The organism is Bosea sp. (in: a-proteobacteria), from assembly GCA_023910605.1.
In the GTDB taxonomy this organism is placed as follows: Bacteria; Pseudomonadota; Alphaproteobacteria; order Rhizobiales; family Beijerinckiaceae; genus Allobosea.
In genome coordinates, this window is the sequence record JAAVVV010000001.1 from 212357 (window position 1) to 235287 (window position 22931).

22 protein-coding genes and 2 pseudogenes are annotated in these 22931 nt (G+C 64.3%); 20 read left to right on the top strand and 4 right to left on the bottom strand.

The features are described 5' to 3' along the window. The first annotated feature begins 87 nt into the window (after positions 1–87). The 6 genes from HEQ16_01100 to HEQ16_01125 all read left to right on the top strand — a co-directional run bounded on the left by HEQ16_01100 (position 88) and on the right by HEQ16_01125 (position 6348). On the top strand, positions 88–1077 hold the full coding sequence (locus HEQ16_01100; GenBank protein MCO4052671.1) for a thiamine pyrophosphate-dependent dehydrogenase E1 component subunit alpha: 990 nt from the start codon (positions 88–90) through the stop codon (positions 1075–1077). Continuing rightward, positions 1074–2048 carry an alpha-ketoacid dehydrogenase subunit beta gene (locus tag HEQ16_01105; GenBank protein MCO4052672.1) on the top strand — a complete coding sequence of 325 codons (975 nt, stop codon included), beginning with the start codon at positions 1074–1076 and terminating at the stop codon, positions 2046–2048. Before HEQ16_01100 ends, HEQ16_01105 begins: the two co-directional genes overlap by 4 nt. 104 nt (positions 2049–2152) lie before the next feature. Beyond that, positions 2153–3193 carry a TRAP transporter substrate-binding protein DctP gene (gene dctP, locus HEQ16_01110; GenBank protein ID MCO4052673.1) on the top strand — a complete coding sequence of 347 codons (1041 nt, stop codon included), beginning with the start codon at positions 2153–2155 and terminating at the stop codon, positions 3191–3193. 15 nt (positions 3194–3208) lie between these two features. After that, complete coding sequence (locus tag HEQ16_01115; protein MCO4052674.1) at positions 3209–3736, top strand: TRAP transporter small permease; 528 nt, start codon at positions 3209–3211, stop codon at positions 3734–3736. 1 nt (position 3737) lies between these two features. Next, a complete protein-coding gene (locus HEQ16_01120) occupies positions 3738–5033 on the top strand; it encodes a TRAP transporter large permease (GenBank protein MCO4052675.1) in 1296 nt (431 codons plus the stop codon). Between the two features lie 619 nt (positions 5034–5652). Beyond that, positions 5653–6348, top strand: a complete 696-nt coding sequence (locus tag HEQ16_01125; GenBank protein MCO4052676.1) for a VIT family protein — start codon at positions 5653–5655, stop codon at positions 6346–6348. Between the two features lie 27 nt (positions 6349–6375). On the opposite strand, the gene HEQ16_01130 is transcribed toward HEQ16_01125, so the two are convergent. The 3 genes from HEQ16_01130 to HEQ16_01140 are packed head-to-tail and all read right to left on the bottom strand — an operon-like array spanning position 6376 to position 9586. Beyond that, positions 6376–7068 carry an ABC transporter ATP-binding protein gene (locus HEQ16_01130; protein MCO4052677.1) on the bottom strand — a complete coding sequence of 231 codons (693 nt, stop codon included), beginning with the start codon at positions 7066–7068 and terminating at the stop codon, positions 6376–6378. Beyond that, positions 7061–8287: an ABC transporter permease gene (locus HEQ16_01135; GenBank protein ID MCO4052678.1), complete on the bottom strand. Its 1227-nt coding sequence runs from the start codon at positions 8285–8287 to the stop codon at positions 7061–7063. The genes HEQ16_01130 and HEQ16_01135 overlap by 8 nt, the downstream gene beginning before the upstream one ends. A gap of 24 nt (positions 8288–8311) precedes the next feature. Then, positions 8312–9586 (bottom strand): efflux RND transporter periplasmic adaptor subunit, encoded by a 1275-nt coding sequence (locus HEQ16_01140; GenBank protein MCO4052679.1) that lies wholly within the window; start codon positions 9584–9586, stop codon positions 8312–8314. 181 nt (positions 9587–9767) lie between these two features. Between HEQ16_01140 and HEQ16_01145 the strand changes: the two genes are divergently transcribed. From HEQ16_01145 to HEQ16_01155, 3 genes are all read left to right on the top strand, one after another. After that, a complete protein-coding gene (locus HEQ16_01145) occupies positions 9768–9998 on the top strand; it encodes an ATP-binding cassette domain-containing protein (protein MCO4052680.1) in 231 nt (76 codons plus the stop codon). Positions 9999–10258: 260 nt separating this feature from the next. Continuing rightward, positions 10259–10510: a plasmid stabilization protein gene (locus HEQ16_01150; GenBank protein ID MCO4052681.1), complete on the top strand. Its 252-nt coding sequence runs from the start codon at positions 10259–10261 to the stop codon at positions 10508–10510. Continuing rightward, on the top strand, positions 10510–10929 hold the full coding sequence (locus HEQ16_01155) for a type II toxin-antitoxin system VapC family toxin (GenBank protein MCO4052682.1): 420 nt from the start codon (positions 10510–10512) through the stop codon (positions 10927–10929). The genes HEQ16_01150 and HEQ16_01155 overlap by 1 nt, the downstream gene beginning before the upstream one ends. A gap of 32 nt (positions 10930–10961) precedes the next feature. On the opposite strand, the gene HEQ16_01160 is transcribed toward HEQ16_01155, so the two are convergent. Continuing rightward, positions 10962–11183: a hypothetical protein gene (locus tag HEQ16_01160; GenBank protein MCO4052683.1), complete on the bottom strand. Its 222-nt coding sequence runs from the start codon at positions 11181–11183 to the stop codon at positions 10962–10964. Positions 11184–11212: 29 nt separating this feature from the next. Between HEQ16_01160 and HEQ16_01165 the strand changes: the two genes are divergently transcribed. From HEQ16_01165 to HEQ16_01215, 11 genes and pseudogenes are all read left to right on the top strand, one after another. Further along, on the top strand, positions 11213–12157 hold the full coding sequence (locus tag HEQ16_01165; protein ID MCO4052684.1) for a tyrosine-type recombinase/integrase: 945 nt from the start codon (positions 11213–11215) through the stop codon (positions 12155–12157). 4 nt (positions 12158–12161) lie between these two features. After that, positions 12162–12989 (top strand): annotated as a pseudogene (locus tag HEQ16_01170) (transposase). A gap of 153 nt (positions 12990–13142) precedes the next feature. Continuing rightward, positions 13143–14392 (top strand): annotated as a pseudogene (locus HEQ16_01175) (IS256 family transposase). Between the two features lie 306 nt (positions 14393–14698). Further along, positions 14699–15094, top strand: coding sequence for a VOC family protein (locus HEQ16_01180; protein ID MCO4052685.1), 396 nt, complete (start codon positions 14699–14701; stop codon positions 15092–15094). Positions 15095–15165: 71 nt separating this feature from the next. Beyond that, positions 15166–16698 carry an ABC transporter substrate-binding protein gene (locus tag HEQ16_01185; protein MCO4052686.1) on the top strand — a complete coding sequence of 511 codons (1533 nt, stop codon included), beginning with the start codon at positions 15166–15168 and terminating at the stop codon, positions 16696–16698. Between the two features lie 80 nt (positions 16699–16778). Then, positions 16779–17744 (top strand): ABC transporter permease, encoded by a 966-nt coding sequence (locus HEQ16_01190; GenBank protein MCO4052687.1) that lies wholly within the window; start codon positions 16779–16781, stop codon positions 17742–17744. A gap of 112 nt (positions 17745–17856) precedes the next feature. Continuing rightward, positions 17857–18648 carry an ABC transporter permease gene (locus tag HEQ16_01195; GenBank protein ID MCO4052688.1) on the top strand — a complete coding sequence of 264 codons (792 nt, stop codon included), beginning with the start codon at positions 17857–17859 and terminating at the stop codon, positions 18646–18648. 11 nt (positions 18649–18659) lie between these two features. Further along, positions 18660–19637 (top strand): ABC transporter ATP-binding protein, encoded by a 978-nt coding sequence (locus HEQ16_01200; GenBank protein ID MCO4052689.1) that lies wholly within the window; start codon positions 18660–18662, stop codon positions 19635–19637. Continuing rightward, on the top strand, positions 19634–20683 hold the full coding sequence (locus tag HEQ16_01205) for an ATP-binding cassette domain-containing protein (protein MCO4052690.1): 1050 nt from the start codon (positions 19634–19636) through the stop codon (positions 20681–20683). The genes HEQ16_01200 and HEQ16_01205 overlap by 4 nt, the downstream gene beginning before the upstream one ends. A gap of 25 nt (positions 20684–20708) precedes the next feature. Next, a complete protein-coding gene (locus HEQ16_01210) occupies positions 20709–22148 on the top strand; it encodes a peptide ABC transporter substrate-binding protein (GenBank protein ID MCO4052691.1) in 1440 nt (479 codons plus the stop codon). A gap of 11 nt (positions 22149–22159) precedes the next feature. Next, the gene (locus HEQ16_01215) at positions 22160–22849 is read left to right on the top strand and encodes a GntR family transcriptional regulator (protein ID MCO4052692.1); all 690 of its coding nucleotides are present in this window, start codon (positions 22160–22162) and stop codon (positions 22847–22849) included. The last annotated feature ends 82 nt before the right edge of the window (positions 22850–22931 follow it).

Genomic DNA, 22931 nt, shown 5'->3' on the forward strand with positions numbered 1-22931 from the left:
TGGACTCGTTGCCCTGGTTCGTTGGGCGCCAGGCTTGACGTATCGGTTTCGGCCCGCGAGATTACAGCGAATCCGAGATCTTTCCTCATGCAAATTCCATCGCACCCGACAGATGATTGCGCGTTCCTGCGCGAACTCTATCGCCGTATGAAAGCCATCAGGGTGTTCGAGGACACCTGTGTTGCCGCCCACAAGGCGGGTGAGATGCCCGGTTACATTCATTCCTCCGCCGGGCAGGAGGCGGTGCCTGTTGGCGTCTGCTCGGTCCTGCGCACGGATGACCGCATCACCAGCACCCATCGCGGCCACGGCCATGGTCTGGCAAAGGGATCCGATCTCGATGGCATGATGGCGGAGCTTTACGGCAAGGAGGCCGGCCTTTGCGGTGGCAAGGGCGGCTCGATGCATGTGGCAGATTTCTCCGTCGGCATGCTTGGGGCCAATGGCATCGTTGCTGGCGGCATCCCGATCGCCTGCGGCGCGGCGCAGGGACTGCGGCTTCTGGGCTCGGACGCCATCGTAGCCTGCTTCTTCGGCGACGGCGCGGTCAATCGCGGCCCGTTCCTTGAAGGCATGAACTGGGCAGCGATCTACAAACTCCCGGTGCTGTTCGTCTGCGAGGACAACACCTTTTCCGCATTCACCCATTCGAGCACGACCACGGCAGGCCCCGGCCCACTGGCCCGCGCGGAAAGCTGCGGGGTGAGCGGCGAGCGGGTCGATGGCAATGATGTGCTTGCGGTGCACGAGACCGCGCTCCGGTTGAGTTCGGAGGTGCGCGCCGGGGGTGGACCGCGTTTTCTGTGGGCCAAGACCTATCGCTTCAGTGGCCATGTCTCGGTCGATCCCGCCACCTACCGCTCGCAAGCTGATCTTGATGCAGCCCTGGCGTACGATCCGCTTGCGCTGGCGCGGGTGAAACTCGCAAAGGCCGGCATGCCCGAGGCAGACATCGAAACACTGGATAGCGAGGTCCAGGCCGATATCCTGCGCTCGCAGGCTCGTGCACGCATGCTGCCTTATCCACAACGCGCCCAGGCGTTCATGGACGTTCAGGACATGGGAGCGCCAGCATGAGTTCCAATACGCTGACCATGAGCGAGGTTGCCGCCCGTACGCTGGCCGACGAGATGCGCCGTGATCCAAGCATCTGGGTGCTTGGTGAGGATGTCGAAATGGGCGGTATCTTTGCCCAGTACAAGGGCCTGTTTCAGGAGTTTGGCGCTCAACGCGTGGTCAATACGCCGATATCCGAATCGACCATCATGGGCGCTGGCCTCGGGGCTGCGCTTGTCGGCACACGCCCGGTGATCGAAATGAGGATTGCCGATTTCGTGCTGCCAGCCATTGACGAGCTGGTCAACCAGATCGCCAAGGTTCGCTACATGTTCGGCGGGCAGGCCCGCGCCAGTCTCGTGGCACGCATGCCGCATGGACTGATGGCAGGCTCTGCGGCGCAGCACAGCCAGATCATCGAAAGCTGGTTCGTGAATGTGCCGGGCCTCGTGGTGGCCGCGCCATCGACGGCGCTCGATCTTGCGGGCCTGCTCCGCACAGCCCTGCGCAGCGATGATCCAGTGGTGTTCTTTGAACCCAAAGCGCTGTTCAAGACCAGCGCTGACATGCCCGATGACTGGCCAGCCATTCCCTTCGGCAAGGCCGCACACCTGATGGCAGGCGATGACGTCACCATCGTCAGTTGGGCGCAGGCCATGCCTGTTGCGAAAGCTGCCGCCGCTGAGCTTGCAGATGCGCGCGTCGGCGTCGATCTGTTCGATCTGCGCTCGCTCTGGCCCTGGGATCGCGAAGCGATTGTCGCCTCTGTCACCCGCACAAGGCGGCTTGTGGTGGTGCAGGAGGGCGTGGGTGCTGCCGGTTTTGGTGCAGAAGTCTCTGCGACTGTGGGTGAAGCCGTCAGCGCCCTGAAGGGCATCCGCCGTGTCGCCTCGCCGCGTATTCCCGTTCCGTTCGCGCCGACCCTTGAAGAGGCCTGCTGGATCAGGCCTGGCATGATCACCAGGGCCGTGAATGAGGTGCTGGCGCTCTGATCGCCAATTCCCACGGCCCATTGCGCAAATCCCCTTAATCCGCTTCACTGCAACCAAGCCAGCTCAAGGCTGGCCGCTGAAAAAACGCCCGGGAGGCACCGCGCATGACCACAACTATCTCTCGCCGTACGATCCTGATGGGAGCCACAGCAGCTGGCGTGGCCATGCCATGGGTCTCCAAAGCCCAAAGCCTCAAGACCGAGTACAAGGTTTCCGTCGTCGGCAATCGCCCGACGGCGATGGCGGATGGAGCCTTTCGCTGGTCCGAACTGGTGACCCAGAAGAGCCAGGGCCGGATCAACATGAAGGTCTATCCCGGCTCGGCGCTGGTGGGCGGCGACCAGACGCGCGAACTGGTGGCAATGCGTCAGGGCGTCATCGACATGACAGTGTCCTCGACCATCAACCTGTCGCCACAGGTGCGCGAACTGACCTTGTTCTCGATGCCGTTCCTGATGCCCAACCACAAGGCTTTCGATGCCATCATTGGTGGCGCGGTCGGGCAGGACCTGTTCAAGGTGCTCGAAAGCCGCGACGTGGTGCCGATGGCCTGGGGCGAGAACGGCTTCCGCGAGATATCCAACTCCAAGCGCCCGATCCGCGAGCCGAACGACCTCAAGGGCTTGAAGATCCGCTTTGCGGCCGGTGCGATCTTTGCCGATATCTACAATGCAATGGGCGCAAATCCCGTTCAGATGTCTTTCGCCGATTTGCAGCCCGCCCTGTCGAGTGGTGCGGTTGATGGCCAGGAGAATCCGGTCAACCTGTTCCTCGCCCTCAAGATGGACACCCTGGCCCAGAAGCATCTCACTGCCTGGAACTACTGTGCCGACGCCGCGATCTACCATGTCGCCAAGCCGGTCTGGGACAGTTTCAACGCCACCGACAAGGACCTGATCCGCGACGCCGCGCGGGAAGCCTCGGTCGAAAACATCCGTGCCTCCCGCAAGGGGCTTGGCGTCCTTGACGCGGATCGCTCCTCCTATGAGGAACTGGTGAAACGTGGGGTTGCGCTGATCGACTCAACGCCAGCCGAAAAGCAGGCCTTCGCAAGGGCAACCCGCCCGGTGTTTGACAAATGGGCAGCACAGATTGGCGCCGATCTGGTCAAGAAGGCAGAAGCCGCCATCGCAGCCGGCGCCTGACGAGCTTCCAGCACGATGACTGAGCATGCCGATATCCAGGAGCCGGGCCTCAAGCTCGGCGAGGCGGCGCCGCGCGTGCCGGAAAGCATCGAGCGGGTTGTTGGCGCGTCCGTTATGGGGCTTCTGTGCCTCATAACCTTTGCCAACGTCGTGATCCGCTATTTCACCAACGTCTCATTCGCCTTCACCGAGGAATTGTCGGTGGCGCTGATGGTGGTGGTGGCGCTGGTCGGGGCCTCGGCGGCTTTTGCCACCGATCGGCATATCAGGCTGACTTTTCTGGTCGAGCGGCTGCCTGTCGAGCGGCAAAGGCAGCTTGAGCTTGTCATCATGCTGTCCTGTTTCGGCCTGTTCGCGCTGCTGACCTGGCTGTCCGCATCCTATGTCTGGGATGAATACCGCTTCGATGTGATGTCACCCGGTCTCGGCATCCCGCAATGGCGCTATACGGCGGCTCTCCCGGTGCTGAGTTTCATCATCTGCCTGCGCATCCTGGGCCGCCTGGCTCGCGTCTGGCAGACCACGCGCCGGGTGAGCGGCTGAGATGGCGCTCGAAGGTTCGATCATTCTCCTGGGACTGTTTTTTGGGCTGCTCTTTGTCGGCATGCCACTTGGTGTCGCGCTTGGGATTGCCGGTGTCACTGTCATTGGTGTCGAAAAACTCGGCATCATGGCGTTTCCCACCAATGTCTGGACGGGCATCGCCAAGTATCCGTTGCTGGCGCTGCCCGTTTTCATTGTGGCGGGGATGGTGTTCGAGCGCTCTGGCGTGGCCGAGCGGCTGGTGAGGTTTGCCGCAGCCTGCGTTGGCAACCGCACTGGCGGGCTTGCGGTCGTGGCTGTGCTGGTCTGCATGATCCTTGGCGGCATTTCAGGTTCTGGTCCGGCTGATGCGGCAGCGGTCGCAGCGGTTCTTGCTCCCGCCATGCTTAAGCAGGGTTATCCGCGGCCCTACATCGCCAGCCTTACGGCTGCTGCGGGCTCGACCGCGATCCTGATTCCGCCCTCCATCGCCTTCATTGTCTATTCGGTGCTGGTGCCGGGTGTCTCGCTCAATGCCCTCTTCGTGGGCGGCCTGATCCCGGGCATCCTCGCTGGCCTGTCCTTGCTTGTGCCGGCCATATGGCTGTGTAAGCGCGGCGGTTTCGGCATGGCCGATCCAAACGATGTGCGCCCGCCGTTATGGCAGACCTTCAAGGAGGCGATATGGGGTCTGGCGGCGCCCGTCGTCATCCTAGGCGGCATGCGCTCTGGGGCTTTCACACCGACTGAAGCCGCAGTCGTGGCCGTGTTCTATGGGCTATTCGTCGGCGTCTTCATTTACCGCACGCTGGATTTTCAGGCTGTCTACAAGGTCTTGGCCGATTCAGCCGAGATCGCGGCTGTGGTGATGATCATCATCGCGCTGGCCTCCGTTTTCGCCCATGCCGGCTCGACCGTGGGCTCTTTCGATGCCGCCGCGAAGACGCTGATTGCCTTCACTGCCAGCGAAACAGTGATGCTTTTGGCTATCACAGTCATCCTGCTGATCGCTGGCATGCTGATTGACGGCGTCTCGATATTTCTCGTCTTCCTTCCGATCCTGCTGCCCATTGCCAAGACCTATGGCTGGGATCTGACCTGGTTCGGCATCCTCATGACGATGAATATCGCCATCGGCCAGTTCACCCCGCCGATGGCCGTCAATCTGATGGTGACCTGCAAGGTCGCGGGCTGTTCGATGGAATCGACCGTTCCGTGGGTGATCTGGTTTGTGCTTTCGATGCTGCTGGCGCTGCTGCTTGTCACCTTCTTTCCGGATATAGCGTTGTTCCTGCCACGATGGATGGGCGATCTCTAGGAACACTCCTGCCTTCATCGAACCCTGCAGGCCATCCCGGCACATGCGGCAGCGGGTCATCGGACGATCCTGATCACGTCAGACAATCTCGGCGAGTTCCGCCAGTTGCTCCTTCGTCAGCTGGCGCAGGTTCTCCACCGAACAATCAGTCCGCATCTTCACGGGTGCGGGCATCGCGCGAATCCTCCCCGCGCCACGGGATTACGCCCGGAACGCCGAGGGAATCCCCCGTGGGTCAGGAAACGAGGCCTTTGATGTCCAGCGCAAGCCAGCAGCAGCGGCCATTTCGCCAAGGCTTGTGGTTTCGGGCGCAAAGACGAGACAACAGGCCAGCTTCCCGGCATCCTTGCGTGATCTGCGGAACAGCAGCCAACGGCAAAAGCCATCTTGCGTGACCCAGGGCAGCTTGATCGAAGCCCAATCATAGAGCCGCAAACCTTTGGAGCCTTCCCCTGCCGCCAGGGTCCGCCAGTCTCCGGCGGGAATATCTGCGGCCATCGTGGCGGGATCGGTCTGGATCAGACCCTCCTTGTCAGGACACGCAGATTCAACGACCGTCGGCCGCCTTGAGCAAGACCAGCGGACTGCCAACAAATGCTTTGCCCAAAGGAGGACGTACTTGCACCCATTGCACCGTGAAACCCATCTCGTTGTCCGCATCGGCTGGCTGCGCGCCGCTGTGCTTGGAGCCAATGACGGCGTCATTTCGACGGCAAGCCTCCTTGTCGGCGTGGCGGCGGCAGCCACCAGCAAGAGCGATGTGCTGGTGGCCGGCATCGCCGGGTTGGTCGCCGGCGCCATGTCGATGGCGGCCGGCGAATACGTCTCGGTCAGTTCACAAGCCGACGCCGAGGCGGCCGATCTGGCCCGTGAGGCCAAGGAGCTCGCGGCGGATCCCGAGGCCGAGCTGGAGGAATTGACCCAGATCCAAATCCGCCGCGGCCTTTCTCCCGACCTTGCCCGACAGGTCGCCCGGGAGCTGACGGAGCGGGATGTCCTCGGCGCGCATGCGAGGGATGAACTGGGGCTGTCGGAGCAGACGGCGGCGAGACCGGTCCAGGCGGCCCTGACCTCGGCCGCGACCTTCGCCATCGGCGCGGCGGTTCCGCTTCTGTGCGCGCTCGCCGCTCCGCAGGCGCACGTCACATGGATCGTTTCTGGCGGCTCGCTCTTGTGTCTTGCCGCGCTCGGTGTGGCCGGGGCGCGGCTGGGCGGCGCTCCGGTCTTGCGGCCGACGCTCCGCGTCGCTTTCTGGGGAGCTCTCGCGATGGCTTCGACCGCCGTGATCGGCGCGCTCGTTGGACGGACCATATGATGCGGCTGGAGCATGGTGGCCGCCGTGTCACCTGGCCATTGTCTCGATGCGGCCATCTACGACCTGGATGATGCGGTCGCATCTGGCGGCCAGCGCGGCGTTGTGCGTGACGATCAGGAAACTGGAGCCGCCGCCCGCGTTGACGCGCCGCATCATCGCGAAGACATCCTCAGCCGACTTCGAGTCGAGGTTGCCCGTCGGCTCGTCCGCCAGGACGAGGTCCGGGTTCATGGCGATGGCCCGCGCGATGGCGACACGTTGCTGCTGTCCGCCCGACATGTTCTGGGCGAGGTTGTCGGCCACCGCCGTCAATCCGACCTGATCGAGCAGGGAGCGCGCCCGCTGCTCGATCTCAGCGGAAGGGCGGCCCCGATCCAGAACAAGCGGCATCATCACGTTCTCGGTCGCCGTGAAGGCGGAGATCAGCATGTGGTACTGGAAGACGAAGCCGATGGTGTGGCCCCTGAGCCGCGTCAGCGCCGCGTCGTCTATCCGACCCGTGTCGACGCCATGGATCAGCAGCCGGCCGGAGGTCGGCCGGTCGAGCAGGCCGATGATGTTGAGCAGCGTGCTCTTGCCGGAGCCGGACGGACCCATGAGCGCCACGAAGTCGCCGCGGGTGATGGTCAGATCGATGCCGTGCAGCACCTCCGTCTCCGACGGCAGGCCGACATTGTAGGCCTTCGTCACCCCCTCGAGCCGGATGATTTCCTCAGCCACGGATCGCCGCCACGGGATCGAGCCGCGCGGCCCGGACGGCCGGTGAGGCGGCGGCGAGGACGCCGACCAGTGTCGCGATCAGCGCCGCGCCGATGAGAAGCGACGGATCGACGATCAGGGGGAACAGCTCCTTCCCATCTGCCTGACGCGCCAGGGAGTGCCACCAGATGAGCGCGCCGAGGCCCAGCGCCGAGCCGATCAGCGAGCCGAGGAAGCCAAGCAGCCCGCCTTGGATCAGGAAGACGCGCAGGATCTGTCCACGCCGCGCCCCCATGGCGCGCAGTATGCCGATGTCCTTCGAGCGCTGGATGACAGACACCACGAGCACGGCCGCTATGCCGCAGGCGACGGAGAGGCCGACGAAGACGCGGATCAGCGTGTTGGTGTTAACCTGCGCGCGCATGGCCGAGAAGAACTGCGCGTTCGTCTTGATCCAGCTGTCGGCCTGCACAGCATGGTCGCCGGCGATCCGCTGCGCGACGCGCTCGGCCGCGTAGATGTCGCGCACGGTGATGTCGATCGAGGTGACGCCCCCGATCATGCCGAGCAGGGACTGGGCCGTGCGCAGGGCGACATAGGTGGTGCGAAGGTTCACGGCCTTCATGCCGAAATCGAGCAGGCCGGCGACGGTCAGCACGCGCCTTACGCCGGAGGCCGCCGTGACGTTGATCTTGTCGCCGACCTGGGCGCCGATGTCGTTGGCGAGGTCCGTGCCGATCAGGATGTCGTCGCTGGACAGCCGCAATTGGCCGGCTGCGAGGTAATCCGGCACGCGAACGATCTGGAAGTAGGTCTCCGGGTCGATCCCGGTGAGCGAGATCGAACGGCTCGCCTCCCCGCGCGCCGCGATCGCCGTCCCGGAGATGCTGGGCGAGACCACGGCGATCTCCTCCATCCGGCGTGCGTCCTCGGCGATGGCCTGCCATTGATCGATGGAGCGCACGCGCTGGCTCGGGCGCTGGACGATGGCGTCGGCGAAGAGGCCGGACCCGGAGCGCAAGGGGCGGGCGACCTGATCGACGGGCAGGAGCTGGATCTGCGGCTGGGAGGTGAGCATGCGCTTCAGGAAGTTCTGCTCGAGCCCCGCGAGCATGGCGGACATGAAGACGATCACCGCGACGCCGATGGCGATGCCGCCAAGGATGAAGAGCGTCTGCAGCCGCCCCTCGCGAAGGAAGCGCAGCGCCGCGATCCAGTCGAAGGGTAGAAGCGGGTTCATGGCAGTGGTTTCATGGCGATGGCTTTATGGCACGACGGGTCTGAGGCGCTGGCCGGTCACGACGCCGGCGTTGACCGGCACGGCGAGATCGCCTTCTCCGGCTCCTTCGAGTATCTCCACCTGGCTCTGGCCGCGGATGCCGACGCGGACCGGCCGCCTCACCGCGCGGCCGTCGCGAAGCACCAGGATCCAGGCGCGGCCCGACTGCATATCGCGCACGGCGCGCGCCGGCAGGACAAGGGCGTCATCGCGGCGCGCGAATTCGACGTCGACCGAGACCGTCATGTCCTGCCGGAGATAAGCCGGCGGATCCGGCACGGTGAGCTTCACCTCGACCGAGGCGCGCGCGATATCGACCGCAGGGTTCACGAAGCTGACATAGGCCTCGAAGCGGCGGTTGGGAAAGGCGTCGGCCGAGGCCACGGCCTTCTGCCCGATTTCGATGAGGCCGAGATTGCGCTCATCGATCTGCATGACGAGCTGCGTCTCTCCGGCCGGCGCGAGGACCAGCAGCGTCTTTCCCGGCTGGACCACTGCGCCCCGTTCGACGTTGCGCGAGATGAGCAGGCCGTCGCGCGGCGAGACGATCGTGGCGTAGGAAAGCCGGGCCCGCGCCGTGTCGAGCGTGGCGTGCGCCTGAGCAAGCTGGGTGCGGGCGAGCACCTCGTCGCTTCCCCCCGGGCTTGCCGTGAACTCCTGTAGTTCGGCCGTGCGCACCTGGGTGCGGGCGACGTCCAGCGCGCGTTGGGCCTCGTCATAGGCGACGCGCGTGGCGTTGCCGTTCCGGAACAGCTCCGCGGTCCGGTCGTAGGCCGCCTGCGCCGTGCGCAAGGTCACGCGCGTCTGGATGAGAGCCTCGCGCGCCATGGGCAAGGTCAGCTCCGCCAGCTGGCGCAGGCGCGCCTCGGCCTGCGCGACGGCCCCTTCCGCCTGCACGAGGTTTGCACGCAATTCCTCCGGCCGCAGCTCGATGAGCCGCTGGCCCTCGCGAACCGTCTGGCCTTCCTGAACCAGCACTTCGGCGACGACGCCGGTGACCTGCGCCCCGATCTCGACGCGAAAGGGCGTTTCGACATGACCGCTGGCGACAACTGTCTGGACGAGCACGCCGCGTCCGACACGGTCGACGACGACGGCTGGCCCGAGCAGGACACGCCCTGCCTGCCATGCGCCAATAGACAGCGCCGCCAGGACAGCAAGGGCGAACCAGCGATGCGTCCACACAAATCGCAGCGCCGCCCGAGGCTTTCCGACGCTCGCGGCCGTCTGCTGGCTGGGGGGGTCGACGTTCCGGTTCATCCCAATGTCCGCTGCGGCTGGCTGAGGCCTTCCTGGCACGTCGGGTGTGAGCAGAAGTTGATGGAGGTCAGAGACAGCTGCCGGTCAGGTAGCTGAAATATGGAGCTGAATGCCGTTTTCGCTCGAACCCGCGAGCTTGGCGGCGGGAGCGCCAGGCTCCAACGCAGAGGCGTGTGGCATCATGGTGACTGGGCTTGGCCCCCCGGTCTTCCGCACCTGCGGTCCGACCAAAGTGTACAGATCGGGCGATGTGGAGGTTCACGCGCTGCGCGGCATCGACTTCGAGGCGGCGGCAGGCGAGTTCGTGGTGATGCTGGGTCCGTCGGGTTCGGGCAAGTCCATATTCCTGAACATCATCGGCGGGAACGGGCCATATCCATTAATCCACCTTGGCGAGGAAATGGAATTTTGAAAGCCCACTTTCGGGGAAAATTGTTGGGCCATTGACACGGGGTGCAGTCTGCTTCCAAAGATGTATGATCTCAGCGAACTGCAATAGAGCCGTGAGAGCCACCCCCGGCACCCGAAACCCTTCACCATGGCGGTCGTTTGAAAGCCAATTTGCTCAGTCCGTGAGCAGCTATTGGGAAAGCGCGTTCGACAATGCACTTGAAATTTGATGGCGTTTTTATAGAGTGATGGCATCGCAATCGTTTTATGGAGATCGCTATCATGGCAGCTGTCACCATCCGCAATCTCTCAGATGAGGCACATCGCGCCCTAAAAGTTCGTGCCGCTCGGCATAATCGCAGCACGGAAGCCGAGATGCGCGCCATTCTTGAGACCGCTGTTCGCCCCGATAGCCGGCTTCGTCTTGGTTCTGCCTTGTCGCAGATGAGCCGGAAGATCGGCCTCACCAATGCTGATGTCGAGGCGCTCGAACAGACTCGCAACGCCAACCCCGCCGAACCGATGCAATTCTGATGATCCTGCTCGACACCAACGTCGTGTCCGAGGCGATGAAACCTGAGCCGCACTTGTCCGTTCGTGATTGGCTTGATGCGCAGGCGGCTGAGACGCTGTTCATTTCCAGCGTCACTGTAGCCGAGTTGTTGTTCGGGATCGGCGTGTTGCCTAGAGGCAAGCGTAAGGACAATCTGGCCGCAGCGCTCGATGGCGTCATGGACCTATTTGGGGTGCGCATCCTCTCCTTCGATGCGAGCGCGGCACGGCGTTATGCCGATCTCGCGGTCAAGGCACGCATGGCCGGCAGGGGTTTCCCCACACCTGATGGCTATATCGCCGCGATCGCTGCTGCGCATGAGTTTGCCATAGCTTCGCGGGACACGAGCGCATTCCACGCTGCGGGGCTGACCGTGATCAACCCCTGGACCGTGACATGAGGTTGAGGCGTCCATTCTCCTCGCCGAATGGATCAGCGAAGAAGGATGAAGATACCGCGCGACAAATCGCTGCTTTTGATAAGCGTGACGAGGCCAATGAAGGTGAGCAAGAGCACCAGAACATCAGTTTGATTCAAAGCGGCCGGGCAGCTTCGCGCCCCCATGCACGAACCCGCTTCGCGGGATGGGCACTCGTGTGGACGTTCTGTGCTGCTTGTTGAGGTTTTGGCGCTCTGATTCTGCCGCGTGATCATGGGGTTCCTTCAACAATAAGGAACTTGCCATGGACAGGATCTCGAACGACACACCGGTCAGCCCGCTTCGGCAGCGCATGCAGGACGACATGCTGATGCGAGGCCTGGGTTCGCATACCCGCCAGGATTATATCCGCCACGTCCGTGCCTTCGCGGCTTTCATCCGGCGCTCGCCGGATACGGCAACGGCGGACGATGTCCGCCGTTTCCAGCTTCAGCAGCATGAGAGGGGCATCGGTGTCGCCACCATCAACTCCGCGGTCTCGGCCTTGCGGTTTCTGTTTTCTGTCACGCTCGGCCGGCGCGATCTCGCGCGCAGCCTTGTGGTGACCCGCTTTCACCGCAAGCTCCCCGACGTCCTCAGCGTTGAAGAGGTTGCCCGGCTGCTCGAAGCCGCGCCGGGCCTCAAGTACAAGGCTGCGCTGAGCGTGGCCTATGGCGCGGGCTTGCGGGTTTCGGAGGTCGCGCATCTCAAGATCGACGATATCGACAGCACGCGCATGCTGATCCGCATCGAGCAGGGCAAGGGCCGCAAGGATCGCAATGCGATGCTCTCCCCGCATCTTCTGGACCAGCTGCGTCTGTGGTGGCGCGAGGGCAAGCGACGCGGCGTGATGTTGCCCCATGGCTGGCTGTTCCGGGACTGGCAAGGCCGCACGGAGCCGATCTCGACCCGGCAACTCCATCGCGCGGTTCAGGAAGCGGCCGAGCGGGCCGGGATCCGCAAGCGCGTCAGTCCGCACACCTTGCGCCACAGCTTCGCAACACATCTTCTGGAACAGGATGTCGATATCCGCGTCATCCAGGTGCTGCTCGGCCATAGCAAGCTCGAGACGACCGCGCTTTACACCAAGGTCTCGACCCGGACGCTCCAGGCCGTGGCGAGCCCGCTCGAGCATCTCATGGCGCTGATGGAGGGCAAGCGGATCGAGGAAGGCAGAGCCCCGATGAGACTGGGGAAGCCCGACGGCTGAGGTCATGTCGGCCTCGCTCGAGGTCGCCGATATCTTCCGCACCGCTGGCCCTGCCTATCGGGCAGACCATGCCGGGCATCTCGGCCTCGACCAGCTCAAGGTGATGTCGGCGATCGAGACCTGCCGCACCGCCGCACTCGGAGGCCATGTCGAGGCCTGCGACGATTGCGGGCATCGGCGCATCGCCTACAACTCCTGCCGGAACCGACACTGCCCCAAGTGTCAGGGTGCAGCCGCGCGCACCTGGCTCGATGCGCGTGAAGCCGACCTGCTGCCCGTGGGCTACTTCCATGTCGTCTTCACCCTGCCGGCCGAGATCGGCGAGATCGCCTTCCACAACAAGGCGCCGGTCTATGACCTGCTGTTCCGGGCCGCCTCGGAAACGATGCTGGCGATTGCCGCCGACCCGAAGCATCTCGGCGCCAGGATCGGCATCACGGCGGTGCTCCACACATGGGGCTCGGCCATGACGCATCATCCGCATCTGCACATGATCGTGCCGGGTGGCGGCGTCAGCGCGGATCGAACGCGCTGGATCTCCTCGCGCCCGGCCTTCCTCCTGCCGGTGCGCGTCCTCGGCATGCTGTTCCGGCGTCTCTTCCTCGATGGCCTGCTGGCCCTGCATCGCACAGGCAAGCTCAGGTTCTATGGCGCGCTGGCGAACCTCAATGACCCGCGCCTGTTCCAGCGTCATCTCGCGCCGATCGGCAAGAAGCGCTGGGTCGTCTACGCCAAGCCGCCCTTCGCCGGCCCGGAGGCCGTGCTCGCCTATCTCGCCCGCTATACCCACCGCGTCGCGATCTCGAACCGCCGCCTCATCGCCCATGACGGGAACATTTAGGGATGAGGCAATACGGAGCCTCAGGTAGTGTCCGAGGACGTGGTGGAAATTTTCGCCGTTCTGGCGGTGTAACCGGGGTGGTCATCGAGGACGTCGGTTTATGGTGGAGTTGCGAGCTTCAACCACGGACCGAGGAGAACCCCGATGACCGAGACCAACATGCCCCTGATCGAGCTTTTGCAAAAGCATGATGAGGGCGATTTTCTGCGCGCCGTGACCGAGGCCGTGCTTCAGACTCTGATGGAGCATGACGTCGAGGGGATGATCGGCGCTGGCCGCTATGAACGCGGCGAGGGCCGCCAGACCTACCGGAACGGCTATCGTGACCGCGAATTGAAGACGCGGATGGGGGCTTTGAACCTTCGGGTGCCGAAGCTGCGGACCGGGCCATACTTTCCGGGCTTCCTCGAGCCGCGCCGCACCTCGGAGAAGGCGCTGGTGGCGGTCATTCAGGAGGCATGGATCGGCGGGGTTTCGACCCGCAAGGTAGACGATCTGGTGCAGGCGATGGGGCTATCGGGCATCTCGAAGAGCACGGTGTCCAAGTTTTGCAAGGACATAGATGATCGGGTGCATGAGTTCCTCGACCGCCCGCTTGCTGGTGAATGGCCCTATCTATGGCTGGACGCCACCTATCTGAAGGTGCGCCAGGGTGGGCGGATCATCTCGGTGGCGGCGATAATCGCTGTCGCGGTGAACACGGATGGGCGGGGCGAGATCATCGGTTTGACCGTCGGCCCGTCAGAGGCAGAAACCTTCTGGACCGAGTTTCTGCGCAGCCTGAAGGCCCGCGGGCTGAACGGGCTGAAGCTGGTGATCTCGGACGCTCATACCGGGCTAAAGGCGGCGATCCGGCGCGTCTTCGATGCCACCTGGCAGCGCTGCCGCGTTCACTGGATGCGCAACGCGCTGGCCCATGTGCCGAAGGGCCAGCACACCGTCGTGTCCGCCGCGATCCGGCAAGCCTTCAATCAGTCCGATCATAAAGGGGCTGTCGAGGTCTGGCGGCACGTCGCAGACCAGCTCCGCCCCCGCTGGCCGAAACTGTCCACACTGATGGACGAGAGCGAAGCCGACGTGTTGGCCTATATGGCATTCCCGGCCCAGCATCGCACCAAGCTTCATAGCACCAACCCATTGGAACGCTTGAACAAGGAGGTGAAGCGCCGCGCTGATGTGGTCGGCGCTCGTCGGGCCATTCTTCCACTGGAAGAATGGCTTTGTCCTCCTCAATCCCGAACGAAGAGTCGATCCTGCGCCTGATCGGTGCCGTCCTATTCGAGCAGAATGACGACTGGCAGAGCCAACACCGCTACATGATGGTCGAGGCATTCAGCCAGATTGATACCGCCCAGATCGACCCGCTTCTAAGCATTACAACACAGGCCGCCTGACCGATGATCCAGAATGGCCATCCCGCAAATTACACCAGCTTGACGGACGCTACCCAGGATGATCGCGGCGTGTCAGACGCGCCTCTGGCGCTGCTGGGGTCCGAAAGCCCCGCCTCGGCGGGGTTTTTCGGCTTTTCCACAGGCGGCCAGCTCTGGTCAATCGGCGTTGACAAAGAATACCGCAGGTATACCGTAAACGTTCAGCCCTGTTGGGGGACTGCCGGAGCCTCGGCTCTCGATCCCCGAGGCCCGCGCGTCAACGATGTTTTCAGGGGCCGGCGCGCCCCTTCCAGCCCAAGGCCCTCCATGTCCGGACCCGTCCAGCGCCCGCCCCATGCCGACAACGTCAAGCAGATCACCTTCCTCTATTATCGCGATCTGCCCGCCGCGATGCGCTTTTATGAAGAGGTGATCGGCCTGCCGCTCGCGATCGATCAGGGCTGGAGCAAGATCTACGCCGTGACGGCGGATGGTTATGTCGGACTCGTGGATGAAACCCGCGGCAGCCACCGCGCCAATCCCATCAAGCCCGTGCAGTTGTGCATCCGCGTGGTGGATGTAGACGCCTGGCATGCGTGGATCGAAAGCAAGGGCGTCTCTGCGCTCCGCGGCCCGAAATCCAACCAGGAACTGAAGATTCGCGCCTTCGTGTTCAACGATCCCGAAGGCTACCAGATCGAAATCCAGTCCGCGCTCGACTGAGCGCATCATCAACCCGGGGAGACACCGTCATGAGCAACACCCGTTTCGGAGAGGTGAGCCGCAGGGCCCTGATGGCGGGCGCGATCGCTGCGTCGGCATGGCCGGGAATGGCGCGCGCGCAGGCGCCGGCCAGGAGCCTCACCATCGCGCTGACGGCAGACGCCGTGATCCTCGATCCGCATGCGGCGAATGAGCTCACCGGCAACATCATGTTCTACCATTTCTATGATGCTCTGGTGCAGCGCACGCCGGAGCTGGATTTCAAGCCGGGGCTGGCCGAGAGCTGGCAGGTGGTCGACGATACGACCTGGGTGTTCAAGCTGCGGCGCGGCGCCAAGTTCCACAACGGCGACGAACTCAAGGCCTCGGACGTTGTCTTCACCGTAGAGCGCCTGAAGAAGGCGCTGATGGCCAGCCTCGTGGCCAACATCTCCGCGGCGCGCGCCATCGACGACTACACCGTCGAGTTCAAGACGCCCAAGCCATACGCCGTGCTGCACATGGCGCTGGCCGAGATCCTGATCCTCAACGAAAAGCACACCAAGGCCATCGGGGACGAACAGGTTGGTCTCAAGCCCATGGGCACGGGCCCCTACCGGCTGGTGGAGTGGATCAAGGAGGACCGCATCGTGATGGAGGCCTTCGCCGACCATTGGCGTGGCAAGGCCAGGATCGACCGGGTCACCTTCAAGCCCATCACCAACCCCGCAACCCGCACGGCGGCGCTCCTGACCGGCGGCGTGGACGTGATTCAGGATCTTTCGGTGCGCGATGTGGCCAGCGTGCGGGCCAACAACGCGTTCAACGTGATCACCCGGCCGAGCCTGCTCAACATCGTGCTGGCGCTGGACACGCGCGACAAGTCGCCGACCATCGATCTGCCCGTCAACCCGATGAAGGATCGCCGCGTGCGCGAGGCCATTGCCCGCGCCATCAATGTCGAGGCCATCCGCACCGTGGTGATGAACGGCTTCTCCACGGCGAGCGACCAGTACGTGCCTTCTTCGCATCTGGGTTATGTGCCGGGGCTCAACTTCCGTCAGGAATATCCGTTCGATCTCGACAAGGCGCGGGCTCTCATGAAGGAGGCCGGGTTCGAGAAGGGCTTCACCATGACGCTCGACACGACCAACAACCGCTATGTCAACGATGGCGCCATTGCGCAGGCGCTCGCCTCCATGCTCTCGCGCATCGGCATCACGCTCAACCTCAACCTGATGCCGCGCGCCAACTTCTTCGGCTACATCCGCGTGCCGTCGGACAAGTCCAGCTTCATCATGAGCGGCTGGGACACGCCCTCCGGCGATGCTGGCAACATGTACAACGTGCTGCTCTACAGCCGGAACAGGAAGCCCGGCTACGGCCAGGCCAATCGCGGCGCCTATTCCAACGCCGCCTTCGACGACTGGATCGACAAGGCCGACGCCACCTCGGACATGAAGAAGCGGCATGAATTCCTGCAGGAGGCGACGAAGATCGCGGTGAAGGACATTCCCATGATCCCGGTCCACTACGAGCAGGACATCTACGCCGCCAGGAAGAACGTCACTGTCGTCCCCCGCATGGACAAGTTCATCTGGGCCTACGAGATGGACGTCGCCTGACCCGGCGCGGGCTTTATTGACCCTCGAGCGGCCGGCCATGCGCCGGCCGTTCCCACCTTGCAGCTACCGAAAGGCCCGGCGTGCTCGGCTATCTTCTCAAGCGCCTGATCCAGATGGTCGTCGTCCTCTGGGTGGTGTCCGTGCTCGTTTTCGTGATGATGAGCTTCACGGGCGATCCGACCTTCATGATGGTGCCGCTCGACGCCACCGAGGAGCAGATCCAGCAGGCACGTCGCATCCTGGGCCTGGATGAGTCGCATCTGGTGCAATACTGGCGCTTCCTGTCCAACATGGTGCAGGGCGATTTCGGCCGCTCCTTCGTGTTCCGGCAACCCGCGCTCCAACTCATCATGGAGCGGCTCCCGGCCACGCTGGAGATCGTGTTCCTCGCCATGGCGCTGGCGCTGGTCGTCGCGATTCCGCTCGGCGTCTATGCCGGCGCCAACCCGCAGCGTTTCTCCAGCCGGGCCATGATGGCCGGCTCGCTAGTCGGCATCTCGCTGCCCGGCTTCTGGCTGGGGATGGTGCTGATCTTCGTCTTCGCGGTGAAGCTGCAGATGTTCCCCTCATCGGGGCGCGGGCCGACCACCGAATGGATGGGCATGCGCTTCTCATTCACCAGCTGGCAGGGCTTCACCCATCTCGTGCTGCCCTCGGTCACGCTGTCGATCGGAACGCTCGCCATCCTCATGCGCATCATTCGGGCAGAAATGATGGAGGTGCTCAAGCAGGACTACATCAAGTTCGCCCGCGCAAAGGGCGCAGCCAATCGCTTCGTGCTGTTCAAGCATGGCCTCAAGAACGCGCTGATCCCGCTGATCACCGTGTTCGGCCTCATGCTCGGCGACCTCATCGCCTTCGCAACCCTCACCGAGACGATTTTCGCCTGGCCCGGCATCGGCAAGCTTTTGGTCGATTCGATCTATCGCGGCGATCGGCCGGTGATCGTGGTCTACCTGATGTTCGTCGCCTTCCTCTTCGTGGTCGTCAATTTCGTGGTCGATGTCGCCTACGCGCTCATCGATCCGCGCATAAAGATCAAGTGAGGGGCAGCCCGTGACCGCCCTCTCCTTGCGCCTCAAACGCGCCCTCAAATCCGAGCTGGCCCATAACTGGCGGCGCAATGCCTCCGCCATAGCCGGCACCCTCATCATCGCAATGTTCGCCTTCATGGTCGCCTTCGGCCCTTGGCTTGTCGCGCAGGACCCCTATGACGTGCGCCAGCTCGACCTGATGGACGCCTTCAAGCCGCCGGTCTGGCTGGAGGGTGGCAGCGCGCAATACTGGCTCGGCACGGACCAGCAGGGCCGCGACGTGCTGGCGTCCATCGTCTACGGAAGCCGCATCTCGCTGTTCATCGGCCTTGCCGCCATGCTGGCCTCATGCCTGATCGGCACCACGCTCGGCATCATGGCCGGCTTCTACGGCGGCCGCCTCGACAGCGTGATCATGCGCATTGCGGACATCCAGCTTTCCTTCCCGTCCGTGCTGATCGCGCTCTTCCTGATGTCGGCCTTCGGCACGGGCGTGGAGAAGGTGCTGATCGCGCTGACCTCCGTGGGCTGGGTTGTCTATGCCCGCACGGTGCGCGGCTCCACGCTGCGCGAGAAAAGCCGCGAATATGTCCAGGCGGCGCGCGTCTCGGGCCTGCCCAACCGCAAGATCATCCTCAAGCACATCCTGCCCAATGTGCTCACGCCGCTCATCGTTGTCGCCACTATCCAGGTGGGCACCTTCGTGCTCATCGAGGCATCGCTCAGCTTCCTTGGCGTTGGTGTGCCGATCACGGAGCCATCCCTCGGCCTGCTGATCAAGAACGGCTTCGACGTGCTGTTCAGCGGCCTGTGGTGGATCTCTGTCTTTCCGGGCCTGTTCATCATGCTCATCGTGTTCGGCATCAACCTGCTCGGCGATTTCCTGCGCGACGAGCTCAACCCACGCCTGAAGTGAGGGTGAGAGCGATGACGGATGCCTTGCTCTCGGTTCGCGGCCTCAAGACCTGGTTTCATACCTTCGGCGGCGTGGTGAAGGCGGTCGACGGCGTCAGCTTCGATCTCGCTCCAGGCGAGATCCTCGGACTGGTCGGGGAGTCCGGCGGCGGCAAGTCGATGGTCGGCTTCTCGATCATGGGATTGATCGACAAGCCCGGCCGCATCGAGGCCGGCGAGATCTTTTTTGGCGGTCGCGACCTCGCGCGGCTCTCGGAAGGCGAGCTTCAGAAGGTGCGCGGCAAGCAGGTCGCCATGATCTTCCAGGATCCGATGACGGCGTTGAACCCGCTCTACACCATCGGCAATCAACTCGAGGAGATGCTCACACTCCACACCGACCTCGATGCCCGCGCCCGGCGCGCGCGCTGCATCGAGATGCTTGCGGAGGTCGGAATTCCGCAGCCCGAGGCGCGGCTTGGCAGCTATCCGCACCAGTTCTCGGGCGGGATGCGCCAGCGTGTCGTCATCGCCATCGCCATGATCGCCGGCCCCAGCCTGCTGATCGCGGACGAACCCACCACGGCGCTCGACGTGACCATCCAGGCCCAGCTGTTGCGGCTGATGAAGAGCCAGGTCGCACGCAACCGCACCTCGCTGATCCTCATCACGCATGATCTTGCGGCCGTATCGCAGATGGCCGATCGCATCGTGGTGCTCTACTGCGGCAGGGTCGTCGAAACAGGGCGCGCGGCCGAACTGATTGCGCGGCCCCGGCACCCCTACACGCGCGGCCTCCTCGATTCGATCCCCGCCCATGCGCCGGGACGCAAACGGCTGAGCCAGATTCCCGGCTCCGTGCCCGATATCCGCCGCCTCCCGCCCGGCTGCAGCTTTGCCCCGCGCTGCCCTCGCTCTCAGCCGCTGTGCACGCACGAAGCTCCCGCGCTGCAGGCAGATGCCGCCGGCCACGCCGCCGCCTGTCATTTTCCGATCGAGGTCGCATCATGAACGCGGCGCCAGCCCAGCAACGGGGCGAGTTGCTGCGGGTCGAGAACCTGCATCAGCGCTTCGATTCCTCCGGAGGCTTCTTAGACCGGCTGCGCTTCGACAAGGGCCGCTTCAGCGCCCCGCGTCGCATCGTCCATGCGGTGAACGGCGTGAGCCTGCACATCGATCGTGGCGAGGTTCTCGGCCTCGTCGGTGAGAGCGGCTGCGGCAAATCCACGCTCGCCAAGACCATCATCAAGCTGCACGAGCCACATGACGGGCGCATCATCCTCGACGGTGAGGACATCACCGATCACGATTTTGCCCGCATGCGCCCTGTGCGGCGCAAGATGCAGATGATCTTCCAGGACCCTTATGCCTCGCTCAACCCGCGCCAGCAGGTGGCCGACATCGTTATGGAGCCCTGGCTTGAGGTGGGGCGTGCCGAGGGCGAGGATCTCGAGGAGCGGATGCTGGCTCTGCTCGGCCGCGTCGGACTTGGGGCCGAGCATTCGCAGCGCTATCCTCACCAGTTCTCCGGCGGCCAGCGCCAGCGCATCGGCATCGCCCGCGCGCTTTCCGTGCGCCCCGAGCTTGTGGTGGCGGATGAGCCCGTCTCAGCCCTTGATGTCTCGATCCAGGCGCAGATCCTGAACCTGATGATGGACCTCAAGGACGAGTTCGGCTTCTCCTACCTGTTCATCACCCACGACCTGTCCGTGGTGCGCTACATCTCCGACAGGATCGGCGTGATGTATCTCGGCTTCATGGTCGAGACGGGCCCGAAGCAAGCGATCTTCGAGAACCCCAGGCACCCCTATACGCGGGCCCTGCTCGCGGCCGCGCCCAAGGTAGGCCAGCCGCTGCCCGCCGCCGAGGATCACTTGAAGGGCGAGGTGCCGAGCGCCTTCGACCTGCCGAGCGGCTGTTGCTTCCGCACACGATGCCCCCTTGCCTTCGATCGCTGCGCGCGGGAACGCCCTGTGCTGCGCGCGCTCGGAGACGGCCAGCATGTGGCTTGCCACCTTCATGATGCCGCGGCGTCCGACACCGCCGCCGCGGCCTGAAACCGAACCAGAAGGGCCAAGCGCCATGTCCGCCTCCACGTTTACAATCGTCCAGCCCCGGGTCATGCTCGATGACCCGCATGCCTGCACGGATTCAGGCGATGTGCTGACCGTGTTCGGTGGGCTCTTTGACGCGCTGGCGCGCCGGGGAGCCAGCGGCTGGGAGCCAAATCTGGCAACGGGCTGGAGCATGTCCGATGACGCGCGCACCACCACCTTCACCCTGCGCGCCGGCGTGCGTTTTCATGATGGCGAGCCTTGCGATGCCGGTGCCATCAGGTTCTGCCTTGAGCGCATGGCGAGGCCCGACATGGGCGCAACCCTCGGCGCCCCCGGGGTCTACGCGCAGTATCTGCAAGGCATGCGCATTGACGTCCCCGATCCGCATACGCTCGTTATGACCACGGCCGAGCCGATCGCCGACATCCTCGACATCGTCGGCTACGGACACATCGTCTCGCCACGCGCCCTCGCAGACGCCGGCGAGGATCTGGCGCGGCGTTCCGTCGGCACCGGGCCGTGGAAGCTGGAAAGCTGCCGCGAGGGCGAGCATCTGCTGGCCAGCGCAAGTCCCCACCACCTCGCGCCGAAGTCCCGCCATGGCGAATTGCGCTGGCAGGCCGAGCCAAGTGCTGCCGCTCGGCTCGATGCGCTTATGTCCGGTCGCGCCCACGTCGCCAACGGACTGCCTATGGCCGGCCATGCGACAGCCGGCGTGACGTTCCATGACTATCTGGCGCCGACGGCCCTGATCTTCATGTTCAACGCCGCTGCAGGCCCGGCGGCTGACCTGCGCGTGCGCCGCGCGCTCAACCTCGCGATCGACAGGGCAGCCTTGGTCGCCGGCGTGCTGGGCGGGGCGGGCCAGCCTCTGCATGGCTACATCAGCCCGGCTCATGACGGCTACGATCCGGCAGCTCCGGAATTCGCACTCGACCGCGCCGAGGCACGACGCCTGCTCGCCGAGGCGGGCTACGCTGACGGGCTTGCGCTCAATGTCTATTGCCCCACGCGCCTGCCCGACGAGGCGCCGCAACTGGTCGATGCGATCGAGGCGCAACTGTCCGGCATCGGCGTCAGCTTCATCCGCCATGTCGAGCCAGACCGCACCCGTTACGCCAATCAGGTCAGACTCAAGCAGATCCACGACATCTGCGTGTTCGATTCAAGCCCCATGAGCGCCTTCCGCGTGCTGCATGAGAAGGTCGATTCCCGCGTGAAGGGCTCGTGGTGGGAGGGCTATGCGAATCCGGCCGTCGAGGCCCTGCTCGACCAGGCGCGCCGCACCATCGATGCCAATGCGAGGCGGGCCCTGCGCTGCGAGACCTATCGCCTGCTCCAGCAGGATCCGCCCTGGCTCTATGTCTACAACCACCGCCGCCGCATCGGCCTCGCAGGCAGCCATCCTGTCTATGCGATGCGGTTCGATGGCGTGCTGGACGTGCGCACGCTGCCGGAGCTGTGAGGAAAGCGCCCATGTCCGCCGCGACGCCCGACCATGAACCCGCCCTGGCAACGGCGCGCTCGCCGGCCTCGCTGCTGGGCCAGTCAACCTATGAGCGCCTGCGCGGCATGATCCTCAGCGGCACGCTTCCCATCGGCTCAGGCCTGAACGAGAAGCGCCTTGCCGAGCGGCTGGGCGTATCGCGCACCCCCGTGCGCGAGGCCATGACCCGCCTGATGAGCGAGGGCCTGATCACGCGCGAAGCGGGCGGCACGCCGACCGTTCGCCGCATCTCCATCCACGAGATCGTCGAGATCCTGCACATGCGCCGCCTGCTCGAGGTCGAGGCGGCCGGCATGGCCGCCACGCGCGGGGGCTCGGCCGGGCTCGCCGCCTTGCGTGAACGCTTCGTCGCCTTTCGGGATGGCCCGCCGCCTGCGGTGGAGGACCACGTCGGAGCCGATGATCGGCTTCATGGCCTGCTCGCCGAGATGGCGGGGTCGCGCCTTCTCGCCAGCCTGATCAGCGACCTGCGGCTCAAGACCCGCATCTTCGACACCCGCCTCGTGCCCGAACGTCTGCGCCCCGGAGCGGTGGAGCATCTGGCCATCATCGACGCCGTGCTGGCAGGCAACGTGCCCGCAGCGGAAGATGCGATGCGCACGCATGTCGGCAATGTCAGGGCGAGCGTGCTGTCCCATCTCGACGCCCTGTTCCGCTGAGCGGAAACATCGTGACGCCGGAATGTGGATGCGCTCCAGGCTGCCGCAGCGATCTGTCCAGCCATTGCGGCGCGTTGGAACG